Origin of the sequence: Albibacterium sp. (assembly GCF_035514885.1) — a bacterium.
Lineage (GTDB): Bacteria > Bacteroidota > Bacteroidia > Sphingobacteriales > Sphingobacteriaceae > Albibacterium.
This window is the reverse complement of sequence record NZ_DATJCH010000022.1, coordinates 45,162-65,502: the sequence shown is the minus strand read 5'-3', so window position 1 is coordinate 65,502 and position 20,341 is coordinate 45,162. Positions and strand designations below refer to the sequence as shown.

Annotated in this window: 14 protein-coding genes; 2 read left to right on the top strand and 12 right to left on the bottom strand. The window is 36.6% G+C overall.

The annotated features are described in order from the left end of the window. Positions 1-210: 210 nt before the first annotated feature. From cysI to VL047_RS10315, 4 genes are read right to left on the bottom strand one after another with little or no spacing between them, the layout of a single operon-like run. Positions 211-1,878: an assimilatory sulfite reductase (NADPH) hemoprotein subunit gene (cysI, locus tag VL047_RS10330; protein ID WP_325360296.1), complete on the bottom strand. Its 1,668-nt coding sequence runs from the start codon at positions 1,876-1,878 to the stop codon at positions 211-213. A 39-nt stretch (positions 1,879-1,917) separates the two neighbouring features. After that, positions 1,918-3,741, bottom strand: a complete 1,824-nt coding sequence (locus tag VL047_RS10325; protein ID WP_325360294.1) for an assimilatory sulfite reductase (NADPH) flavoprotein subunit — start codon at positions 3,739-3,741, stop codon at positions 1,918-1,920. A gap of 3 nt (positions 3,742-3,744) precedes the next feature. Next, positions 3,745-4,380, bottom strand: a complete 636-nt coding sequence (locus VL047_RS10320; protein WP_325360292.1) for a peroxiredoxin — start codon at positions 4,378-4,380, stop codon at positions 3,745-3,747. Between the two features lie 27 nt (positions 4,381-4,407). Continuing rightward, complete coding sequence (locus VL047_RS10315) at positions 4,408-5,313, bottom strand: LysR family transcriptional regulator (RefSeq protein WP_325360290.1); 906 nt, start codon at positions 5,311-5,313, stop codon at positions 4,408-4,410. Between the two features lie 567 nt (positions 5,314-5,880). Between VL047_RS10315 and VL047_RS10310 the strand changes: the two genes are divergently transcribed. Beyond that, the gene (locus VL047_RS10310; RefSeq protein ID WP_325360288.1) at positions 5,881-8,475 is read left to right on the top strand and encodes a TonB-dependent receptor; all 2,595 of its coding nucleotides are present in this window, start codon (positions 5,881-5,883) and stop codon (positions 8,473-8,475) included. A gap of 87 nt (positions 8,476-8,562) precedes the next feature. Here the strand turns inward: VL047_RS10310 and VL047_RS10305 are convergent, their stop codons facing one another. The 8 genes from VL047_RS10305 to VL047_RS10270 form a co-directional block, all read right to left on the bottom strand. Beyond that, complete coding sequence (locus VL047_RS10305; protein WP_325360285.1) at positions 8,563-9,711, bottom strand: esterase; 1,149 nt, start codon at positions 9,709-9,711, stop codon at positions 8,563-8,565. A gap of 8 nt (positions 9,712-9,719) precedes the next feature. Next, entirely contained in the window at positions 9,720-10,883 is a 1,164-nt protein-coding gene (locus VL047_RS10300) for an esterase (RefSeq protein WP_325360283.1), read from the bottom strand. Between the two features lie 112 nt (positions 10,884-10,995). Then, the gene (locus VL047_RS10295) at positions 10,996-12,576 is read right to left on the bottom strand and encodes a RagB/SusD family nutrient uptake outer membrane protein (RefSeq protein ID WP_325360281.1); all 1,581 of its coding nucleotides are present in this window, start codon (positions 12,574-12,576) and stop codon (positions 10,996-10,998) included. A 10-nt stretch (positions 12,577-12,586) separates the two neighbouring features. Continuing rightward, positions 12,587-15,937 carry a TonB-dependent receptor gene (locus VL047_RS10290; protein ID WP_325360279.1) on the bottom strand — a complete coding sequence of 1,117 codons (3,351 nt, stop codon included), beginning with the start codon at positions 15,935-15,937 and terminating at the stop codon, positions 12,587-12,589. A gap of 201 nt (positions 15,938-16,138) precedes the next feature. Beyond that, positions 16,139-17,179, bottom strand: a complete 1,041-nt coding sequence (locus VL047_RS10285) for a FecR family protein (protein ID WP_325360277.1) — start codon at positions 17,177-17,179, stop codon at positions 16,139-16,141. 117 nt (positions 17,180-17,296) lie between these two features. Next, complete coding sequence (locus tag VL047_RS10280) at positions 17,297-17,884, bottom strand: sigma-70 family RNA polymerase sigma factor (protein ID WP_325360275.1); 588 nt, start codon at positions 17,882-17,884, stop codon at positions 17,297-17,299. A gap of 200 nt (positions 17,885-18,084) precedes the next feature. After that, the gene (locus VL047_RS10275) at positions 18,085-18,687 is read right to left on the bottom strand and encodes a DUF4142 domain-containing protein (protein WP_325360274.1); all 603 of its coding nucleotides are present in this window, start codon (positions 18,685-18,687) and stop codon (positions 18,085-18,087) included. A 30-nt stretch (positions 18,688-18,717) separates the two neighbouring features. Continuing rightward, on the bottom strand, positions 18,718-19,251 hold the full coding sequence (locus tag VL047_RS10270; RefSeq protein ID WP_325360272.1) for a DUF4142 domain-containing protein: 534 nt from the start codon (positions 19,249-19,251) through the stop codon (positions 18,718-18,720). A gap of 194 nt (positions 19,252-19,445) precedes the next feature. Between VL047_RS10270 and VL047_RS10265 the strand changes: the two genes are divergently transcribed. Beyond that, a complete protein-coding gene (locus tag VL047_RS10265; protein WP_325360271.1) occupies positions 19,446-20,336 on the top strand; it encodes a CorA family divalent cation transporter in 891 nt (296 codons plus the stop codon). Positions 20,337-20,341: the final 5 nt, after the last annotated feature.

The following is a 20,341-nucleotide window of genomic DNA, read 5'->3' as shown; positions in this document are numbered from 1 at the left end:
GAATAAAATCAAGATCTTTAGAACATGCACTCCATAATAATAGAATAAGTAAGCGCATACCAATGACATAAGAAAGGTAGCAGCAAAAAAACTCTGATAGAAAGTACTAAGTAAACGCAATCTTTTGAGTAATTGCATATTTATAATTGCTTTTTGTACAGCTAAAGTACGTTATTAATAATTAGCCTTCAAAGAGCAAAATGCTTATAGCTAAACAATATTTTTTCGGTGAACAAAATCACCAAAATGTTCGCCAACTAACTTTTCTTCAGCATAGCTTTTGAGTATAGGTTTTATAGCTTGAAGTATTTCTTCTTCCGAGAGCATTTCTTTATATAAAGTGTTTAAACGATCGCCATTGTGGCTTGCACCTAAGTATAAATTATAGGTGCCTATCGCTCGACCGATAAAACCAATTTCTCCTAATGCAGAACGCGCACAACCGTTTGGACAACCTGTCATACGGATATTAATAGGTTCTTGCTCTAAACCAACTTCCCTTATAATTACGTCTAATTTGTCAATCAAAGAAGGTAAGTAACGTTCTGACTCAGCAAATGCCAATCCACAGGTTCCTAATGCCACGCAGGCCATGGAGTTTAATCGTAAACCAGTGTTTTGTGGATTATTTAATACACCATGTTCACTAAGAATGCCTTCTACTGTTAGCAATGCACTTTTGTCCACATTGCCAATGATCAGGTTTTGATTTCCAGTAAGTCTTAGGTCACAATCAACCTGTTTTGCAATTTCACGAATTGCAGTTTTTAAAGTATAACCTTTTTTGTCTTTTACTCTACCGTGTTCAACGAAAAGGGTATAAAATAGTTTTCCATTATGACCTTCAGTCCATCCATAGGTATCACCATTCGTGGTAAAATTGAAAGGCCGTACAGGTTCTAATGAATAACCAAGTCTAGAGTTCAACTCATCTACAAACCAATCAATCCCCCGGTTGTCGATTGTATATTTCAAACGGGCATTTTTGCGATTAAGCCGATTTCCGAAATCGCGTTGAATCGCGATAACAGTTTCTGCAACTTCTTGAACCTTATCTGGGGTTATGAAACCAATCACGTCAGCTAAACGAGGATAAGTCTTTGCATCTCCGAAAGTACTTCCCATACCTCCGCCAACCCCAACATTGAAACCTAAAAGCTGACCATTTTCTTCAATAGTAATGAAGCCCAGATCGCTGGCAAAGAAATCAATATCGTTATGTGGTGGAGTTGCAAATCCTATTTTGAATTTGCGAGGAAGATAGGTATTATGATATAATGGCTCTACATCTTCTGTGCCTGCAACTTGTTCTTGATCCAACCAGATTTCATAATATGCTTTCGTATGTGGCTGAAAGTAATCGCTTAGCTTCTTTGCAAGTCCAAATACCTCTTCGTGAACATAAGACTGAAAAGGGTTTGGATTACACATTACGTTCCTGTTTACATCCCCACAGGTAGCAATAGTGGTAAGCAATGCCTGATTAACTTCCTGAATAGTGCTTTTTAAATTTCTTTTTAGAATACCGTGAAATTGAAAGGATTGTCTTGTGGTAAGCTTTAAAGTACCATTGCCATATTTATCTGCAAGCCTATCCAATACCAACCATTGCGCAGCTGTTGTTACACCTCCTGCTGCCCGAACCCGGGTCATAAATTGGTAGAGCGGTTCTAATTTCTGTCTTTTGCGCTCCTTCTCCAAGTCCCGGTCAAATTGTAAATAAGAACCATGAAACTTGATAAGTTTGGCGTCTTCGGGTGTTACAGATCCTGTTAATGTATTGTTAAGGCTTTCTATAATGGTACCTCGTAAATAATTACTTCCACCTTTTAAGTGTTCTTCCTGCGAAACCTCTTCGCTGGTAATTATATTCTCCATTTTTTATGTGTATAATTAAATTATTTGTGCCTAACACTGTTAGTAGATGTCGGTTTGGTAGCGATTAGCTTGTTGCATAGCTTTTATGTATTCATCTGCCTTTTCTTTTGATAATCCTCCATGTGTTTGGATGATATCTTTCAAAGCAAAATCAACATCTTTAGCCATGTGTTGCGCATCACCGCAAACATAGAAATGGGCACCGTTTTCCAACCAGTTAAAGAGTTCTTTACCCTTTTCCATCATTTTGTGCTGCACATAAATTTTTCTTTCTTGGTCACGAGAGAATGCTACATCTGCTTTGGTTAAAACTCCATCCTTGATATATTGCAGCCACTCTGACTGATAAAGAAAGTCGGTAGTGAAATTTCTTTCACCAAAGAATAACCATGATTTACCATTTGCTTCTGCCAGTTCACGTTCTTGCATAAATGAGCGATAAGGCGCTACACCTGTGCCGGCACCCACCATAATGATTGGTGAATCTGGATTGGCAGGAAGTTTAAACCGCGTATTAGGGTCAATAAAGACCTTCACTCTATCATCTGTATGAACGCGATCAGATAGGAATGATGAGCAGAATCCCTCTTTGTATCTGCCGTAGCCTTCATAGCGAACTACAGATACTACAATATGAACTTCATCGTCAACAGCTGCTTGGCTAGAGGCAATGGAGTACATTCTGGGTGAATTCTTTCTTAAGATAGATATTAAACTATCGGCAGACAACTTATAAGGTACCTCTTGCAGGAGGTCGTAAATATCGCGGCCATGTATGTATTCTGCAATTGAACTATTGTCGGAAATTATCTTTTTTAAGTTTTCATTTCCGGTAAGTTCTGCATAGTTCTTTAAAGATACACTGGTAAGCGGAGTAAGCTCATAATCGTCGCTAAGAGCATCGAACAGGCTTTTTTCTCCGTGATGAGTTTTAACCCTTTCTTCTCCTGAAAGGTTGCACAAATTCAGTATCCCATCTATTAATCGTTTAGAGTTAATTGCATAAATTCCTAGCGCATCGCCCGGTTCATAATGCAATTCAGAACCCTTTAAATCCAATTCTAAGTGGATGGTCTCTTTACCAGAATTACGTCCGTTAAGATTTATTTTATTTAAAATAGTAGCTGGAAAGGGATTTTTACGATTGTAAATTGTCTCCGATTTAACAGCTGGTTTTTTTTCAACTACAGAAGCCGGTATATTTCCTTTATTATCAGCTGTTAGCTTAGAAATTACTTCTTGTAGCCATAATGCATGTCCATCTTCATAATCGACATCACATTCTACTCGTTTAGCGATTCGGTTTGCGCCTAATTTTTCAAGTATCTCATCAAATTGGATACCTGCGTGGCAAAATTCTGTATAGCTACTATCGCCCAGTGCTAATACGGAGTAATCAATATGTTTTAGTTCAGGAGCTTTCGAGCTATGTAGAAAAGCATGGAATTCCTCTGCTTCCGGAGGTGGGTCTCCCAATCCATGTGTACTTACGATCACGAGGAGTTTCTTGATCGATTTAAGTTCTCTTACTTTAAAAGAACCCATGTCTGCGACTTTGGTTTCAAACCCTAAATCACTGATTGTCTTGGCTGATTGCTTAGCTAAACCCTCACTGTTTCCTGTGTGGGTACCATAAAGTATCCACACGGGATCAGCTGAAACAGGTTCTTTTTGCTTTAGTTCAGACTCGGCTTGTTTTAGTTCGGTAAAAGAAGTCGCATTTTGTAGAAGAGGGTCTATTCCTGTTAAAAATCCGCGTAGCCATTGAAACTGATTTTCATTAAGTTCAGAAAATAGTTTGTTAAATTCTTTAGCTTGTTCGTCAGAAAACGGCCCTCTTTTAAAGCCTGTTTCCCAGTCCATAGATTAGATGTTTGGTTGAGGAGTATAACGTAAATAAGGATTAACTACACGGTGACCTTTTGGAAAATTTTTAGCAATATCTTCGTCTTTAATCGCAGTAGAAATAACAACATCTTGTCCAACTTCCCAATCAACTGGAGTGCCAACACTGTATTCGCTAGTTAATTGTAAAGAGTCTAAAACGCGTAGAATTTCAGCATAGTTTCTGCCGGTAGAAGCAGGGTAGGTAATCGTTGCTTTAACTTTTTTATCAGGGCCTATAAAGAATACTGATCTTACGGGCGCAGTAGTAGATGCATTTGGATGGATCATGCCGTATAGTTCAGCAACTTTACGTTCCGGATCTGCAATAACAGGGAAATTCACAGTAGTATTTTGAGTAGCATTAATATCTTTTACCCAGCCTTCGTGTGAATTTAAATCGTTAACACTCACAAAAATTACTTTGGTCTTTCTCTTGTCGAATTCAGCTTTTAATTGTGCTGTACGACCAAGTTCTGTAGTACAAATAGGTGTGAAATCTGCTGGGTGAGAAAATAAAATTGCCCAACCGTTACCAATCCATTCGTGAAAGTTAATATCACCACTAGTTGTTGTTGCACTGAAATCAGGAGCAGTGTCTCCAATTTGTAAACTCATTTTTATTTATTATTTAAGGTTAAACATTTAATTCATGATAGTATGGGTATCCAACTTAATTTCTTCACGTAGAAACTTGATGAAGTAATCGAAATAAACGGGATAGTCCCGATCGCGTATCCTGGCAATATACTGCTGCCGGAAGAAGCCTTCGGGATTAATCTTTATTGCTTTAATCTCGTCGTTTAAATAAGGTTGTAAGGCCCAGTTTGCCAATACAATAACTCCCATATTTGCTTTAACCAATTCTATCGATGCTTCTGTAAGAGGCAGTACAATTAGTTTTTTTGGTTTTATACCCTTTGGAGTTAGCTGTGTTCTGAAAATAGAAACGGTATCTAACGGTAAAGAGTGAATGATCAATGAAACATCCTGAAAGTCTTCCGCCTCTACATATTCTCTGTTTGCCCAAGGGTGATTATTGCAAACTACCGCTAGCATTTCATCTGAAAATAGTTGAACAAATTCGATCTGATCAATCTGTTCTGGATTGCTTGTTATCGCTAAATCCAACTCGCCTTCTATCAGTTTTTCTATCGGACGGTGAGTTGCTTCAAATACAATTTCTATTTCTACATTTGGAAATTCACTCTTGAATTTTTTAAGAACTGCGGGTAACCAATGATAGCTAGTATAACATTCTGTACTAATTCTGATGACGCCATTCTCGCCGTTCATCATTTTCTTTATTTCAGATTCGGTAGAGTCTAATTCCTTAATTACCTTATTAGCAACAGCATATAGTTTTTTTCCGACGGGAGTAAGAATGAGCTTTTTATTCCTCCTATAGAAAACTAATGTTCCAACTTGTAGCTCAGCTTCTTTAAGTTGGTAGCTCAGGGCACTTTGTGATAAATGGAGAACATCCATCGCTCTAGTTATGCTTCCTTCTTCAACTATAGCTTTTATTAATCTAAGATATCGTATTTCCATTCTGTTTGATTGATCAAATGTAGGTCTTGATAAATAACATCAAGAGAAATTTGCATGAAAGTTTTTGATGATTATTATGCAATTTACTGATAATAACTATGGATTTTATAGTCTTTAAAATACATTGAGAAAAAAATTAAAAATATTTACATTTTGATGAGGTAGGAAAGATTAGTTGACCTTCTTTTAGGTTGTTGAAGAATTGTTCCACTATTCCTGTGGTATATCAGTGCTATTTGTTTAAAAAAAGCGATGATATACCACAGGAATAGCGTAGAAATACTTCTTGGATGTATAGCAAGGTATTTATAGGAACGGTCGAAGTTTCATGAAACTCATTATTTTTATAATGTCTATTAAATTGATAGATTTTATTTTGTGATTTGAAAAACTTGTTTTATAATTGTCTACTAAATTAGTAGACTATATGAAAGAACATCAAATTCCAATTCTAAATCCTCGAAAAGTCTTTATCGTTTATGATAGTTTGTGTTGAACATTTGGATTCGATTTAAGCAATACATTACATCATAATTCAAATTTTTTATTTAAAGATCAAGACAAATCATGAAATCTATAATCAAGTTATTTTCTATTTTAATTCTGGGTATTACGGTACTTTTTCCAGATTTTGCCTCTGCACAGAGCATTGTTAAAGGTATTGTAAAACGCAATAATGGGGATCCCGTATCTCATGCAACAGTGGCAATAAGAGGTACCAATGTTTCTGTAAGTGCCGATGAAAACGGTGTTTTTAGTATTAATTCAAGGCAAGAGCCACCATTTTATCTTCAGATCAGTTCAGTAGGTTATCAGCCTCAAGATTTTCAGGTATTGAGGCTTCAGGAAGAAGCTTTCGAATTTGTTTTACTTGAAAGTTCTTTGTTGGATGAAATTGTTGTAACATCTAGAAGACGCTCGGAGGTTTTGCAAGAAGTTCCTATTCCGATTTCTGTAATAGGAGGTACACAAATTGAGCAGTCAGGAGCATTTAATGTTAATCGAGTGAAAGAGCTTATTCCATCGGTTCAGCTTTATACCTCCAATCCGCGCAATACGGGTATTAATATTCGTGGAATAGGTTCACCATTCGGACTCACGAATGATGGTCTTGATCCAGGGGTAGGGTTTTATGTTGATGGTGTATATTATGCACGTCCGGCAGCTGCAACGATCGATTTTATTGATGTAGAGCGTATTGAAGTGTTGCGTGGTCCGCAAGGAACCTTGTTTGGTAAGAATACGAGTGCTGGTGCTTTCAATATCATTACTCGTAAAGCTAGTTTTATACCTGAAGCTAGCTTTGAAAGCAGTTTTGGAAACTATGGATATATCCAGGCTAAAGCCTCTATATCGGGTCCGTTGAGTAATAAATTTGCGGCGCGTCTTTCTTTTTCAGGAACGCAGCGAGATGGGTTGATTGACAATGTGAAAACTGGAAATGCTATTAATGATATTAATAATTTAGGTTTACGTGCTCAATTACTATATAAGTATTCAGAGAATCTTTCTATCACGTTAGCGGGTGATTTTACGGATCAAAAGCCTGATGGCTATGCTCAAGTTGTTGCAGGAGTTGCACCTACATTGAGACCAGCATATCGTCAATTTGATGCAATAACTGCAGATCTTGGTTATGCACTGCCAAGTCTGAATGCCTTTGATCGTAAAATAGATCATGATACACCATGGAGGTCGGGCAACCAGTTGGGTGGTGTTTCTTTGAATGTTGATGCCAGTGTTGGGCCAGGAACTTTGACTTCAACAACTGCGTGGCGTTATTGGAATTGGGACCCGTCCAATGATCGGGATTTTACAGGGTTACAGGCTTTATCAAAATCACAAAATCCTTCGAAACATAAAAACTGGTCACAAGAGCTTCGCTATGCAGGTGAGCTTTCCTCTAATTTAAGTGGAGTTATTGGTTTGTTTTATATGGATCAGGAAGTTAAAACTACCGGTACAGAGGAGTCTGGTTCGGCTCAATGGCGTTTTTCAAAGAACTCAACAAGTCCATTATGGGAAACTCCCGGTCTTTTTGAAGGTTATGGTATCTATACAAATGCATCTATCAAATCCCAAAGTGCGGCAGTATTTGCCAGTCTTGACTGGCAAGTTGTTGAAGGTTTGCATGTATTACCAGGCGTTCGTTTTAATTACGACAAGAAGGATGTGAAGTATGACCGGATTGCCAAAGGAGGTTTGGACATAGAGGCCAGTAATTATACAGCAACAGAGAAAGCAGAATTGCAAAAGATAAAAAATGGAGTGTATAGCAGCCAACAATATGTGGCCGATGCTGACGAAAATAATTTTACCTATCAACTTACCATTGCTTATAAACCGAGCCGGCGAATTAATGCTTTTGCAACTTATTCTACCAGTTTTAAACCGGTAGGAGTGAATGTTGCCGGTTTGCCTACTGTTAATGGTGAGGCTGCAACAGATCTGGCAGTTATTAAACCTGAAGATACAAAGCATTATGAATTAGGTATTAAGACGACACCGACTGATAATCTGACTTTGAATTTTACACTCCATAATTCAGATATTAAGGATTATCAAACTAATGTTCAATCAGCTGAATTGGGGGTTAATCGTGGATATATAGCTAATGCGGAGAAGGTAAATGTAAAAGGTATTGAGTTTGATGGTAATATTAAGGTAAATCAATATTTCTCATTCTACGGTGCTGCTGCTTATACGGATGCCAAGTATGTTCGTTTTACAAATGCTCCATTGCCACTTGAGGAAACTGGTTTGACTGTAGATGGCGTACAAGTAGCATTTAAGGATATTTCAGGAGGAGTTCTTCCTGGTGTTTCAAAATGGGCTGGGTCACTTGGCGGAGAGTTTGCTATTGCGGCAAAATCTGTAGGTAAAGATGTGAAATTCTTTATAGCTTTGGATGATTCTTTTCGCTCTTCTTTCTCTTCGAGTTCTTCTCCATCAACTTATTTAAATATTGACGGTTATACAATACTTAATGCCAGAACAGGCTTTAAAGCACCATATGGTCTTTCAGGGTATATTTGGAGTCGAAATTTGCTTGATAAGAATTATTTTGAGCAGCTATTGCCAGCAGGAGGAAATGCAGGTCATTTTGCAGGTGTACTTGGAGACCAAAGAACTTTTGGTATAACACTGCGTTATGATTTTTAAGATGGGTTAAAATGTAATAATAAACGAGCTAGGAGTAATAGTGCCTAGCTCGTTGTTATTTAAATGATATTGCTGTGAGATAAAAATCTACTTAAAGAGCATTGGTACAAATTCCGATAGATAATCTCGCCAGTTGGTCCATGTATGACCTCCTTCACTTTCTCTGTATTTGTATGGGAAACCCATTTGATCAAGCTTTGCCCGATAAGCTGTTACGCGGTCGAACAAGAAATCAGTTTTACCAACTGCTATCCAATAAAGCTTGAATACGTTTTCTTTTTGCTGTTCTAATGTTTTATCATACTCAGCATTGCCATCTGCAGCTCCCGGAGCAGAAAATACACCCATGTAATCGAATGTATTTGGATGTAGTCTTGAGATATTTATTGTATGCCCTCCACCCATCGATAATCCAGCAATTGCCCTATTGGCTTTATCAGCTTTTACACGGTAATTGCTTTCTACGAATTTAATGACATCGGGGAAAGTTTCTTCCATTTTACCTGCTGTATTTGCTACTTGCATGCTTGGTTTGTAAAATCCAAGGCTTGATTCTCCCGGTGCGGCTTCTTGAGCGTTATTGCCATTTGTCATTACTACGAGCATGGGTTTAGCTTTTCCTTGCGCAATCAGGTTGTCCATAATTTGAGAGGCTCTGCCTAAAGCTATCCAAGCTTCTTCATCACCACCAGCACCATGTAATAAATAAAGAACCGGGTATTTTTCATTCGTGTTTTCATAGTTTGGAGGAGTGTAGATAGTTACCCTTCTTTTCTTATTGTTTCCCGGAGAGTCATACCATCTGCGAGCGACAGTTCCGTGAGGAACATTGTTTACTTGGTATAGGTCTGCTTTCCCATTTCCAATGATAAATACATTGGTCACTGTAGCCACGTCTCTGATTAGGTACACGTTATTTGGGTCGGTGGTTTTAAATCCATCCACAAGGAAAGAGTACATGTACAAGTCAGATGATAAGGCAGGAGTAGTATAGGTCCAAATACCTTCGGCATTTTTGGTCATGTTTGCAGAGCCGGGTATATATCCTTCTGAAGGCAGAAAGTCTCCTGAAACTTTTACTTCTTTTGCATTTGGTGCCAGCAATCTGAAGGTTACAGTTTGATTGCTATTGACTTCGGGTGAGATGATGTTCTGAGCTCCTCCCAATGCTTGTTGGGCAAATGAAGTGATGCTCCAAAAGCTCAAGAAGAAGACTAGAATGATTGATCTTTTCATAATTTTTTTTAAAATAATAGTGGTACAAATTCCGATAGATAATCGCGCCAGTTGGTCCAGGTATGACCACCTTCACTTTCTACATATGTGTAAGGAAAGCCTATTTTGTCAAGCTTTTCTCTGTATTCGGTTCCACTTTTATAAAGAAAATCTGTTTTGCCCATACCTATCCAGTAAAGTTTAAGTCCATTATCTTTTTGTTTTTGTAGAGTAGCATCGAAATCAGCATATACCGGTGATGTTGTTTGGCTAGGCATAATTGCAGCAGAGAATAAACCTACATAATCGAAGGTGTTAGGATAGTATCTTGAGATATGTAATGAATGATAGCCTCCCATAGAAAGGCCAGCGATTGCCCTATTGGCTTTATCAGCTTTAACACGGTAATTACTTTCTATGAACTTAATAACATCTGGGAAGGTTTCTTCAAATTTGCCATCCATGGTGTTTTCAAGTTGCATGGTTGGTTTGTATAATCCGAGGCTTGATTCTCCCGGAGCTGCTTCTTGAGCAACATTACCATTAGTCATTACTACAATCATTGGTTTGGCTTTACCCTGAGCAATCAGGTTATCCATGATTTGTGATGTTCTTCCAAGAGCTATCCACGCTTCTTCATCACCACCCATACCGTGTAAAAGGTAAAGTACAGGATAATTTTCTTTGCTGTTTTCATATCCAGCTGGGGTATAAACAGTAACTCTTCTCTTCTTATTGTTTCCAGGTGAATCATACCATCTGCGAGCAACCGTTCCGTGTGGAACATTATTTACCTGGTATAAGTCAGCTTTTCCATTGCCAACAATAAATACATTGGTTACAGAGGCTACATCTCTGATTAAATAAACATTACTAGGATCTGTAGTTTTGAAACCATCTACGAAGAAAGAGTACATATATAAATCTGATGGTAGCGATGAAGTTGTATAGCTCCAGATACCATTCTCACCTTTGGTCATATTTTCTGATCCGGGTACCCAGCCTTCAGCCGGCATCCAGTCGCCTGATACTTTAACTTCTGTTGCATTGGGTGCAAGCAATCTAAAGGTTACTGTTTGATTGTTGTTAACCTCTGGAGAGATGATGTTTGATGCACTCCCTAATGCTTGTTGTGCATACGAGGCTATGCAGAGTAAGCCAAAAAAGATTGTTAAAACAATTTGTTTTTTCATTGTTGGTTTTTTGATTTTCATTGTTGGTTTTTTGATTTTAAGTATATGATTTTATTTATTTGCTTGAATTAAAACAGGCAGCATATTTATATTTAATATGCTGCTGAAATTATTACCAGTTATTATTTTGATTGATTTGTTTGTTTACATTCATTTCGTGTTCTGGGAAAGGAAGTAATTCATGTTTTCCTGTCACGAACCCAAAGACGGTATTAGTATAAGGGTATTGTACATCATATGAACCATCTCCTTTAACACCAAAAAGTACCGGTACATTTTTTCCTTGGTTTTCTAATGCAGTTTTAGCATCTCCCCACCGAACCAGATCTTGGAATCTTACACCTTCAAAACAAAGTTCTAAACGTTTTTCTTTCTTGATGTCATCTATGGTAACTGAACCTAATAGTGGTAAATGAGCACGGTCACGGACTATGTTTATATAGTTAAGTGCGCTTCCTGCATCACCCGATTTTACAGATGCTTCTGCAGCTAATAATAAAACTTCAGCATAACGCATTACACGGTAATTAGTAGTTAACGCATACCCATTAGCATTTGTTATTGATTCAGAACCAAGATAGCGTTGTTTCCAGTTGAAATAACCTTCATTTCCATATAAGCCCGTTCCCGGATTAAGACTAATGCCCATAGCCAATAACTCTTTATATGTTTTAATGGTATTGGTTAAACGGTATCCAGAGGTTCCTTCCATCTGAACAAAAGCATTATAAAGACCAACTCTTGGACTGGCGAAACCCCATCCGGCTGGATAAATAGGGTGTATACCTGAATAGTAACCTGTTAAATTTAATTTATCACTGCGGTAGCCTAACATGGTTCCAAGAATTGTATTACCTTGGTTAAATGCATTGTCAGGGTCATTAATGGAGTTGAATTCAAAAATTGTCTCGTTGGTAAAATCAGATACAGAGCGTATCACATTCTCATAGTCTGCATATAAGCTGAATTTGCCAGGGGTTATTATTCTTTTTAGTGTAGCTGCTGCTTCTGCATTTTTACCCTGAAATAATTGTGCTTTTCCAAGAAATGCAATGGCTGCTTCTTCAGTTAAACGTGCGGGTTCAGCTAAATTTTCAGCGCTGCCTTTTTTAGGTAACGCTCCACTAGCAATGGCTTCTGTATAATCTGTTTCAACCTGTTTCCAGATATCTGCAAGGTTACCATTTGGTTGTTGGTATTCACTAGGAGTTAATTCTGTAGTTACCAAAGGTACAGGGCCCCATAGTGTAACTAGATCAAAATAAATAGCTGCACGAACAACTTTTGCTTCTGCATTTGCTCTTGCTTTTACTTCGGTATCTGGTTCCAAATTGTTGATTACCTGATTGGAAAGATAGATAATATTATAAAAGTTTGAAAAGACGGCACTTACAGTGGTACTTGCAGCACTAAAGTTATATTCGTTCACCTGTTCAAATTGAGCGTTATCTCCCCGTGCTCCTCCTCCTGTAATAAAATCATCGGATAGCAGGTTCTTAAGAAAGAATTGATTGTATTGTGAGGCCCGCCATGCATTATATACCGCTGCAATAGCTTCTTTTGCATCACTATCCGTTTTGTAAAAGTCTTCTGTACTGGTCGCTCCTTTCTGTGGAACTATTAATGAATCTTTACAGCTGCTAAGCATAATAAACATGCACAGCAGGCTTGTATAAAATATTTTTGATTTCATAATTTCTAAATTAAAAAGTTAAGTTTATACCTACTACTGCTTTTCTTGAAATAGGATATGAACCTTTGTCTACACCTAGAGAAGAGGTTGAACCTGCCGAAGCTTCAGGGTCCATGCCCGGATACTTAGTAAATGTAAACCAGTCGTCAAGAGAAACATAAATTCTGCTATTGCTAAGGAAGCCTTTCGAGAACTTTTGAGGTAGACTGTAGCCTATTTGTATTTGTTTGATTTTGAAGAAGGAACCATCAAAGATTGCTGCGTCACTAATCCAGTATTTATCTTCTCCGTTTGCATTTGGACGAGGATATTGTGCATCTTGATTTGTTGGAGTCCAGCGGTCGTCATAAAAAACAGATAATTTATTTCCTCTGGGACGGTCTGTCCTTGTCAGAGCATTGTAGATATCATTACCTTTAGAGCCAGCACCAAAGACAGTCAAGTCAAATCCTTTATAAGCAGCTGATAGTGTAATTCCGTATGTAAAATCTGGAATTGCACTTCCAATCATTACTTTATCGTCGTCATTAATGATTCCATCTGCTTTATCTTTGATTCCATCATCATTGCTATCAACAGTTATTTGATCTCTGAATATAGGATCTCCCGTAGCGTTGTCGATGTCTTCGATTTGGTATCCTCTAAAATACCATACCGGTAAACCTTCTTCGAAGGCTGTTATGCCTTGATTGGTGTGATAAGAAGCTCCACTTATTCTTGAGATACTAGGATCCAGATAGGTTACTTTATTCTTAAGTGTTGCTATGTTACCTCGGATACCATATGAAAAATCATTGATTTGATCAGCCCATCCTAGTTCCAATTCTAATCCTTTATTAGATACATTACCTGCGTTTACAGTAGTAGAACTTACACCTGTTTCGTAAGGAGGAGTAATTCCAACTAAAAGATCTTTGGTTTTTTTATCATAATAGTCAAAAGACATCGATAAGCGATTGTTGAATGCTCTAAGGTCAAAACCAAAGTCTAATTGTTCTGAGGTTTCCCATTTCAATTCCGGGTTACTTAAGCGGGATGGAGCTGATGCAACTTGATAAACAATAGCATCAGAGTAAGGATAGCTACCTCCTGAAGTTATGGCAGCCCTATATGCATAACCACCTAATGGGCCAGTACTACCATTTTGTCCCCAACTTGCTCTTAATTTAAGGAATGAAAGTGCACTGATTTCTGGGAAGAAGTCTTCTTCAGAAATTACATAACCTGCAGAAAGTGCCGGGAAAGTTCCCCATCTGTTTTCATAAGGTAATACGGATGTATCGCTGGCATCTCTACGAATCGATGCCTGAAATAGGTATCTATCCAGATAATTATAATTGATACGTCCGAAATATGACATTTTACGCCCATAACTTGAACCTCCACCCACGGTTTTGGTAGCTGAAGGAGTTAGGTAACCTAAATCCCAATATAAAGGATCGTCTTTGGTAATGGCATTTCCAGAACCGTTTACAGAGGTGTTTTCATTATGCTGATAGGAAGTACCTAACAGTGCCGTAAAATTATGATCATTTACACTGAAGCTGTAGTTTGCAAAATTTTCCCATTGGTAATAGAGGCTGTTTGCTGAGGTTCTGCTCACGTTGATGTCATTTCTATTGGTTACAGCATTAGCATAATATATTTTTGCAAAAGTGTGTCCGTTGGTGAATGAGCCCCTATATCCTAATTTCGATGTAAAAGTTAGATTCTTGATGGGAGTGATATCTGCAAATAGAGTTCCTAATAGATTTGATCCGCTATTATCTCCCACACTATTATCACGCATAATTCCTGGGTGAACCTGTTCAGATTCAAATATCTGAGAGAGCCCATAATACTGACCTTGTGCATTTTTGAGCAATACTCTTCCATTATCTAAAAGGTTTTGCATGAATGGAGGTAATTTATCAGCATCGTATACATCCGGAGTTAGTGGGTCCATGGTTAGAACGGATGCCAGTAAACTGCCATATTCTGAGTTTTCAGAGACTGACTTAGTTTCCCATTTCTCAAGAACGTTGGTTGTTCCTATCTTTATCCAAGGTTTTATCTTATAATCAGCATTAATCATTCCGGTTAAACGTTTGTATACGTCATTATCTCCTTTAATAATACCATTTTGGTTCAGATGTGACAGCGATACATAATAGGAACCTTTTTCATTTCCTCCTTGAAAACCAAGATTATGTCTTTGCATAACTGAATTTTCAAAAGCTACGTCTGTCCAGTCAGTGCTCGTTTTACCATCCCATAAAGAAGATATTTCATTCTGTGTGATAATATTTCCTTCAGTCATGTAATTTATATATTCATTGGAGTTCATAATTTTAGGAATCTTATTCAACTCGTTTACGGAATACATGTAGTCGTAGGTGATCTTTCCATTACCAGCCTTTCCCTTTTTGGTGGTAATTAAGACTACTCCGTTTCCTGCTTCTGCACCATATATTGCGGCAGATGCAGCGTCTTTAAGAATTTCCATACTTTCGATGTTATTTGGATCAATAGCACCGATATCACTTATTCTTAAGCCGTCGACTACATACAAAGGTTCAGAAGCTGAGTTAGAGCTATAGCCCCGAATACGCACGGTCGCATTTTTTCCGGGTGCGCCAGAAGTTTGTATTACCTGAATACCTGCAGCCTTACCCTGTAAGGCTTGTTGTGCGGTGGTAACAGTACGGTTTTCTATATCAGCTGATTTTACCTGAGATATAGATCCGGTTAAGTCACTTTTTCTCTGAACTCCATAACCTACAACAACAACATCTTCTAATGCTGTTGCATCTTCACTTAATGAAACGTTAATTCTATCTTGTCCATTAACACTAACCTCTCTTAAGGTGTATCCTATATAAGAGATTTGAAGGACTGCATTGCGATTGGTTACTTCAATAGAATAATTGCCATTTATATCGGTGACAATGCCATTATTAGTTCCTTTTTCTTTAACGTTGGCTCCGGGCATTACTAATCCTTGCTGGTCAACAATGGTTCCTGAAACAGTAAATCTTTGTAGCTGAACACTCGGGCCTACAGATTCTTTTAATGGAACAATTGTTTTCTGCCTGATAACAACCTGTCTGTCATCAATCTTATAGTCGAGATTAGTATCATAAAAGATTTCGTCAAGTATCTGAGGAAGAGTTGCACCTTTTATATCTACAGATACTTTTCTGTTTTTATTTAAGATATCATCTTTGTAAAAAAAGATGTATTCACTTGAGTTTTGAATTTGTTTAAATAAGTCCTCAATACCTACGCTTTTCACTTTAACGTCCATTTTTGTTTGAGAGTAGGATGAATTTGCGTATGCAGAACTTAATCCTATGCAAGTCAACAGTACAAATATTTTCATAGCGGTTAATAATTTAAACCTGAAAGTTCGGCGCCTCTCCCAGTTTTTGGGGGCAATACGATTTTTATTCATAATTTTGTTTTTCTTAAATTTTAGTATTGCTGGATTTCAGCGATGTTAATTGACTGTCAGAGGATGTTAGCGCATCTTCTGACTTTTTTAGTTAGGTTAGTTTGGTGTTTATTTCATATTTCTTTGGGTTTAGTTAATAATAAATTGGCTATTTGTTATTTTTTCGAATTTGAAATCCGATGTTTCTTTAATTACATTCAGAACTTGTTCTACGGTTTCTTTTAGATCAAGTGAACCAGAGAATGTTTGATTTTCAAGCTGCTTGTTTTTAATCTCAATGGATGCATTGTAATAGCGGGATATTTGTTTCATAATATCCTTTAAGTTGTCATTTTTGAAGATTATGATACCCTCTCTCCATGAAAAGTATTTGTCGATATCAACAGTTGCTGTTGATATGTTGCGTGAGCCTTTAGAATAAGAGGCTAATGTGCCTGGTTTAATAATAATGCTTTGATCAGTTACTGAGTTTCCTTTATACTGAATTTTAACGCTTCCATCTTTTAAAACCGTATTGATAGATAGATCATCTGGATAGTTACTTACATTGAATACTGTTCCTAATACTTCTATTTCGAAATCCTTTGTAATAACTGTGAATGGATGTGATTTATCATGAGCGACATCAAAGATTGCTTCACCTTCTAAATATACTCTCCTTTTATCTTTATTGAAACTTGCAGGGTAAGCTAGCTTTGAACCCGAATTAAGCCAAACAATGCTGCTATCGGATAATCGAACTTTCGTTCTTTTGCCATACGGGACAATTATGGTATTTATTGCCACGCTAGTAATATCATCAACAACTTGTGAATTGCCAATCCTTATTTTTTCACCCGTAGAAGAATAGTAGATGCTTGAATTGTCATCTGTAATATCTATATTCTGGTTTTCACCTAAAACAAGAGTTACATTTTGTAAAGTATCAATGCTTAGATTTTGAAGTCTAGAAGTGTATTCTTCATTAATTATTGATTGAGATACAGATGGTTTATTGTGATGAAAAAATAAACCTATAGATAGAAACAGGATGAGACTGGCAGCAATAGCATATTTAATTCTAAGCTTTCTTTTATATGAGAATATAGAATAAACAATACGTTTTTTTAACGTGTCTTTTTCTTCCTGTGTTAAAGAAGATGATCCTTCAGTGGTATTATTGTCTTTCATTATTTTATATAGAGACGTGATCAGGTTTGGTCTTTATATATATAAGTAAGAAAAGATACTTTTATAGACAGTTTTTAGAAATAATATTTAATGTCCTTTCAAAGCAAATTGGCGTCTTTAAAAAGATATGTTGGAGAGAATGATAATGAATAGCGTCAATCGTTTTCTTAATGACTTTATTCCTCTATAAATTGTGGTTCGTGAGGTTTGAACTGTGATGTTCATTGTTTTAGCTATTTCTTCATACGATTTGTTTTCGTTATAACGAAGATGTAAGCCTTGCTTCTGAGTTCGTGGAAGAAGATTTAATGCCTTTATTAGTTCTAAGCTTTTCTCGGCGAAGCTTTCTTCATTAATAAGTTCTTGTTCGATAGACTCTATGTAAAATTCTTGTTCGTTAGTATTATGTATATCTATTTCTTGATGATTCCTATTTGATTGGATATTTTTAATGATTTTTCTTTTTAATGATAGAAGTAGGTAATATTTGATATTGTCCGTTTTTGCCAGATTTCTATGATATTTATACAGATCTAAGAACATATCGTGTATACAGTCTTTTACATATTCACGATTATTGTGTATTTTGGATCCATATGTAAACAATTCATCAATATAGAGATCATATAAATTGCCCAAAGCTATCGTACAGCCTCCCTTCAATTTATTCCATAAAAAAGTATCCTCGTTTGTATGTACCTTCAATCCTCGACTATTTAATATAATGGTTTACTGTGGTTTATGCGACAAATAACATTAGTGTCTTCTTGACGCATTGTGCTTGTTCGAAAGTAATGAAAATTTACATAATAAAAAATTAATTATTTAAAACTTAAAGTAAGAGGGGGTCTCAGATTTTCTGAGACCCCCTCTTATTATTTTTATGCTGTTTTTAACTTGGCTGATTATTGATTTAAACTATTATTTATTGAATCTGCGGATTGTAAATGTTGCTTTAACGTTGGAAGAGTTTTAGCAGCAAAAGATTTAATATCTGCATCTTCTGCGTGTTCTTCTGCTGTTTCAAAAAGCTGGACAGTTTTTTTATGATCTTTTACCATCATATCCATATATTCTTTATCGAAATCAGCACCGGTTTTTGTGTTTAAATCTGCCATGTGTTTTGAGTGCTCCCTGCTAATTGTAGTTGGTAGAACAATATTTTTCTGTTTAGCTATCTCCATTAATTCAGCATTGGCCTTGCCATGATCTGTAACCATCATTTGCCCGAAATCTTTTACTCTTTGATCTTGAGCCTTTGTTGATGCAATTGTACCTAATTGTTCTTCTGCCATACCGCCATCGGCGGCTTGAACAGCAAAATCAGCATCATTATAGTTATCGCCTGTTATCACGCCCATGTCAGGAACAGTTCTAAAAGCTGAGGAATCTTGGCTAGTACTGTTGGCATCTTCGGCTAAATCAACACTGTCTTTGCTTCGGTTATTACAAGCCTGCAATCCCCATGCAACCATTGCTAATACGATTATATAGCTTAATTTTTTCATAATAATTAGTTTTAGAATAAGTGTCAAATATTAGTTGTTTACTTCAGTCTTCAAGATTTGAGCCTCTTCAAGATGTGTTTTTAGTGCTGGCAATTTTCCTGAAGCAAAACTTTTTAATTCCATATCCATTACACCATTTGAACCTGAAGCGGTAGTAAAGAGGTTGATGGCATCTTCATGTGATTCTACCATTATTTTTGCATATTCCTTATCGAAAGCTGTACCTGTTAAAGCTGTAAGTGTCGCTAATTTAATTTTCTCTTGTGCTTCTAACTCTGTTGGGATAGTCCAGTCTTTTGATTGTGCAAGCGCTGATAATTCAATTCCTACGGCAGTATGATCCTCGATCATTTTGTTTCCATAGTTTTTTACCTGTTGATTATCACTCTTAGTGATAGCCAAAGTTCCTGCAGCAACTTCAAAGGTGTTACTATTTGATGCTTTTGTCACAAATGTTTGGTTGTCAATCCGGATATTATCTACATCATCATCATCGCATGATTGGAAGGCAAACACAGTTACTAAAGCAATAATGGCCGTACTTAAAAATCTTAGTCTTTTCATAATTTTCCTTTTAACTTATATTTTAACTTATATTAAGTAATATCAATTCATGTTATTTACGCTATTATTAGTATCAACTGATAAATAATTTTTATGTTTTTGTTAATCTACTTTTTGTGAGAAATCCCAATTCTTATAAGTATAAATACGGATTATTTAATGCAATAATATTTTATCTTTGAGAAAATAACGATATGGCAATTGTTGATTTAAGTAAGGAGTCTCAGAGTTTCAAATGGATTGATGTTTCAAATCCGTCAGAAGCTGAGATTAAACAAATAAGCAAGCAATTCAAATTACATAAGTATACTTTGCGCGATTGTTTGCAGCCTGATCATCTTCCTAAAAATGAGAATTTGGGAAATATGCAATTTGCAATTACCCGTATATTATTAAATGATATTCCTGTTGAGTCACATACCGTACAGGGGATAAGTAGTAAAGTTGCTATTTTCTACAATGCCGATCTGGTTGTAACTGTACATCGTATTAAACAACCCTTTTTAAAGAAAATTTTCGAAGCTAGTAGTTATGATAGCAGTGTTGAATTGGTAACAAACATTAACTGGTATATTTTGCAGTCTTATGAAAATACTGTCACTTCTCTTTCTGAGCATATTGACAAGTATGAAGAAATGATCTTTTTGAAGCCGTTGACAAAGGAAATATTAAAGGATTTATACCTTATCCGACGTAAGGCATCGGTTTGCATGCGCTTGGTTTTATTGACAAAGGAAGTGATTAATAAGATTCCCATAGAGAATAATGATATAGTTGTTTTGCAAGACCTGAAAGACCTGCATTTAAAATTGAGTACGCTCTTTGAACAGGCACATGAAGATTCTACTCATTTGCTTGATATTTATCTTTCGTTGTCTTCGAAGAACTCAAATGAGGTGATGAAAGTCTTGACTATCTTTTCTGTATTTTTACTTCCGCCCACTTTTATTGTAGGCCTTTATGGGATGAATTTCGATTTTATGCCAGAACTGCATTATAAATGGTCATACCCGGCAGTAATTATAGTAATTCTTGCGATTACCGTCATAATTTATCTTTGGTTTAAAAGGAAAAAATGGTTGTAAGCGCA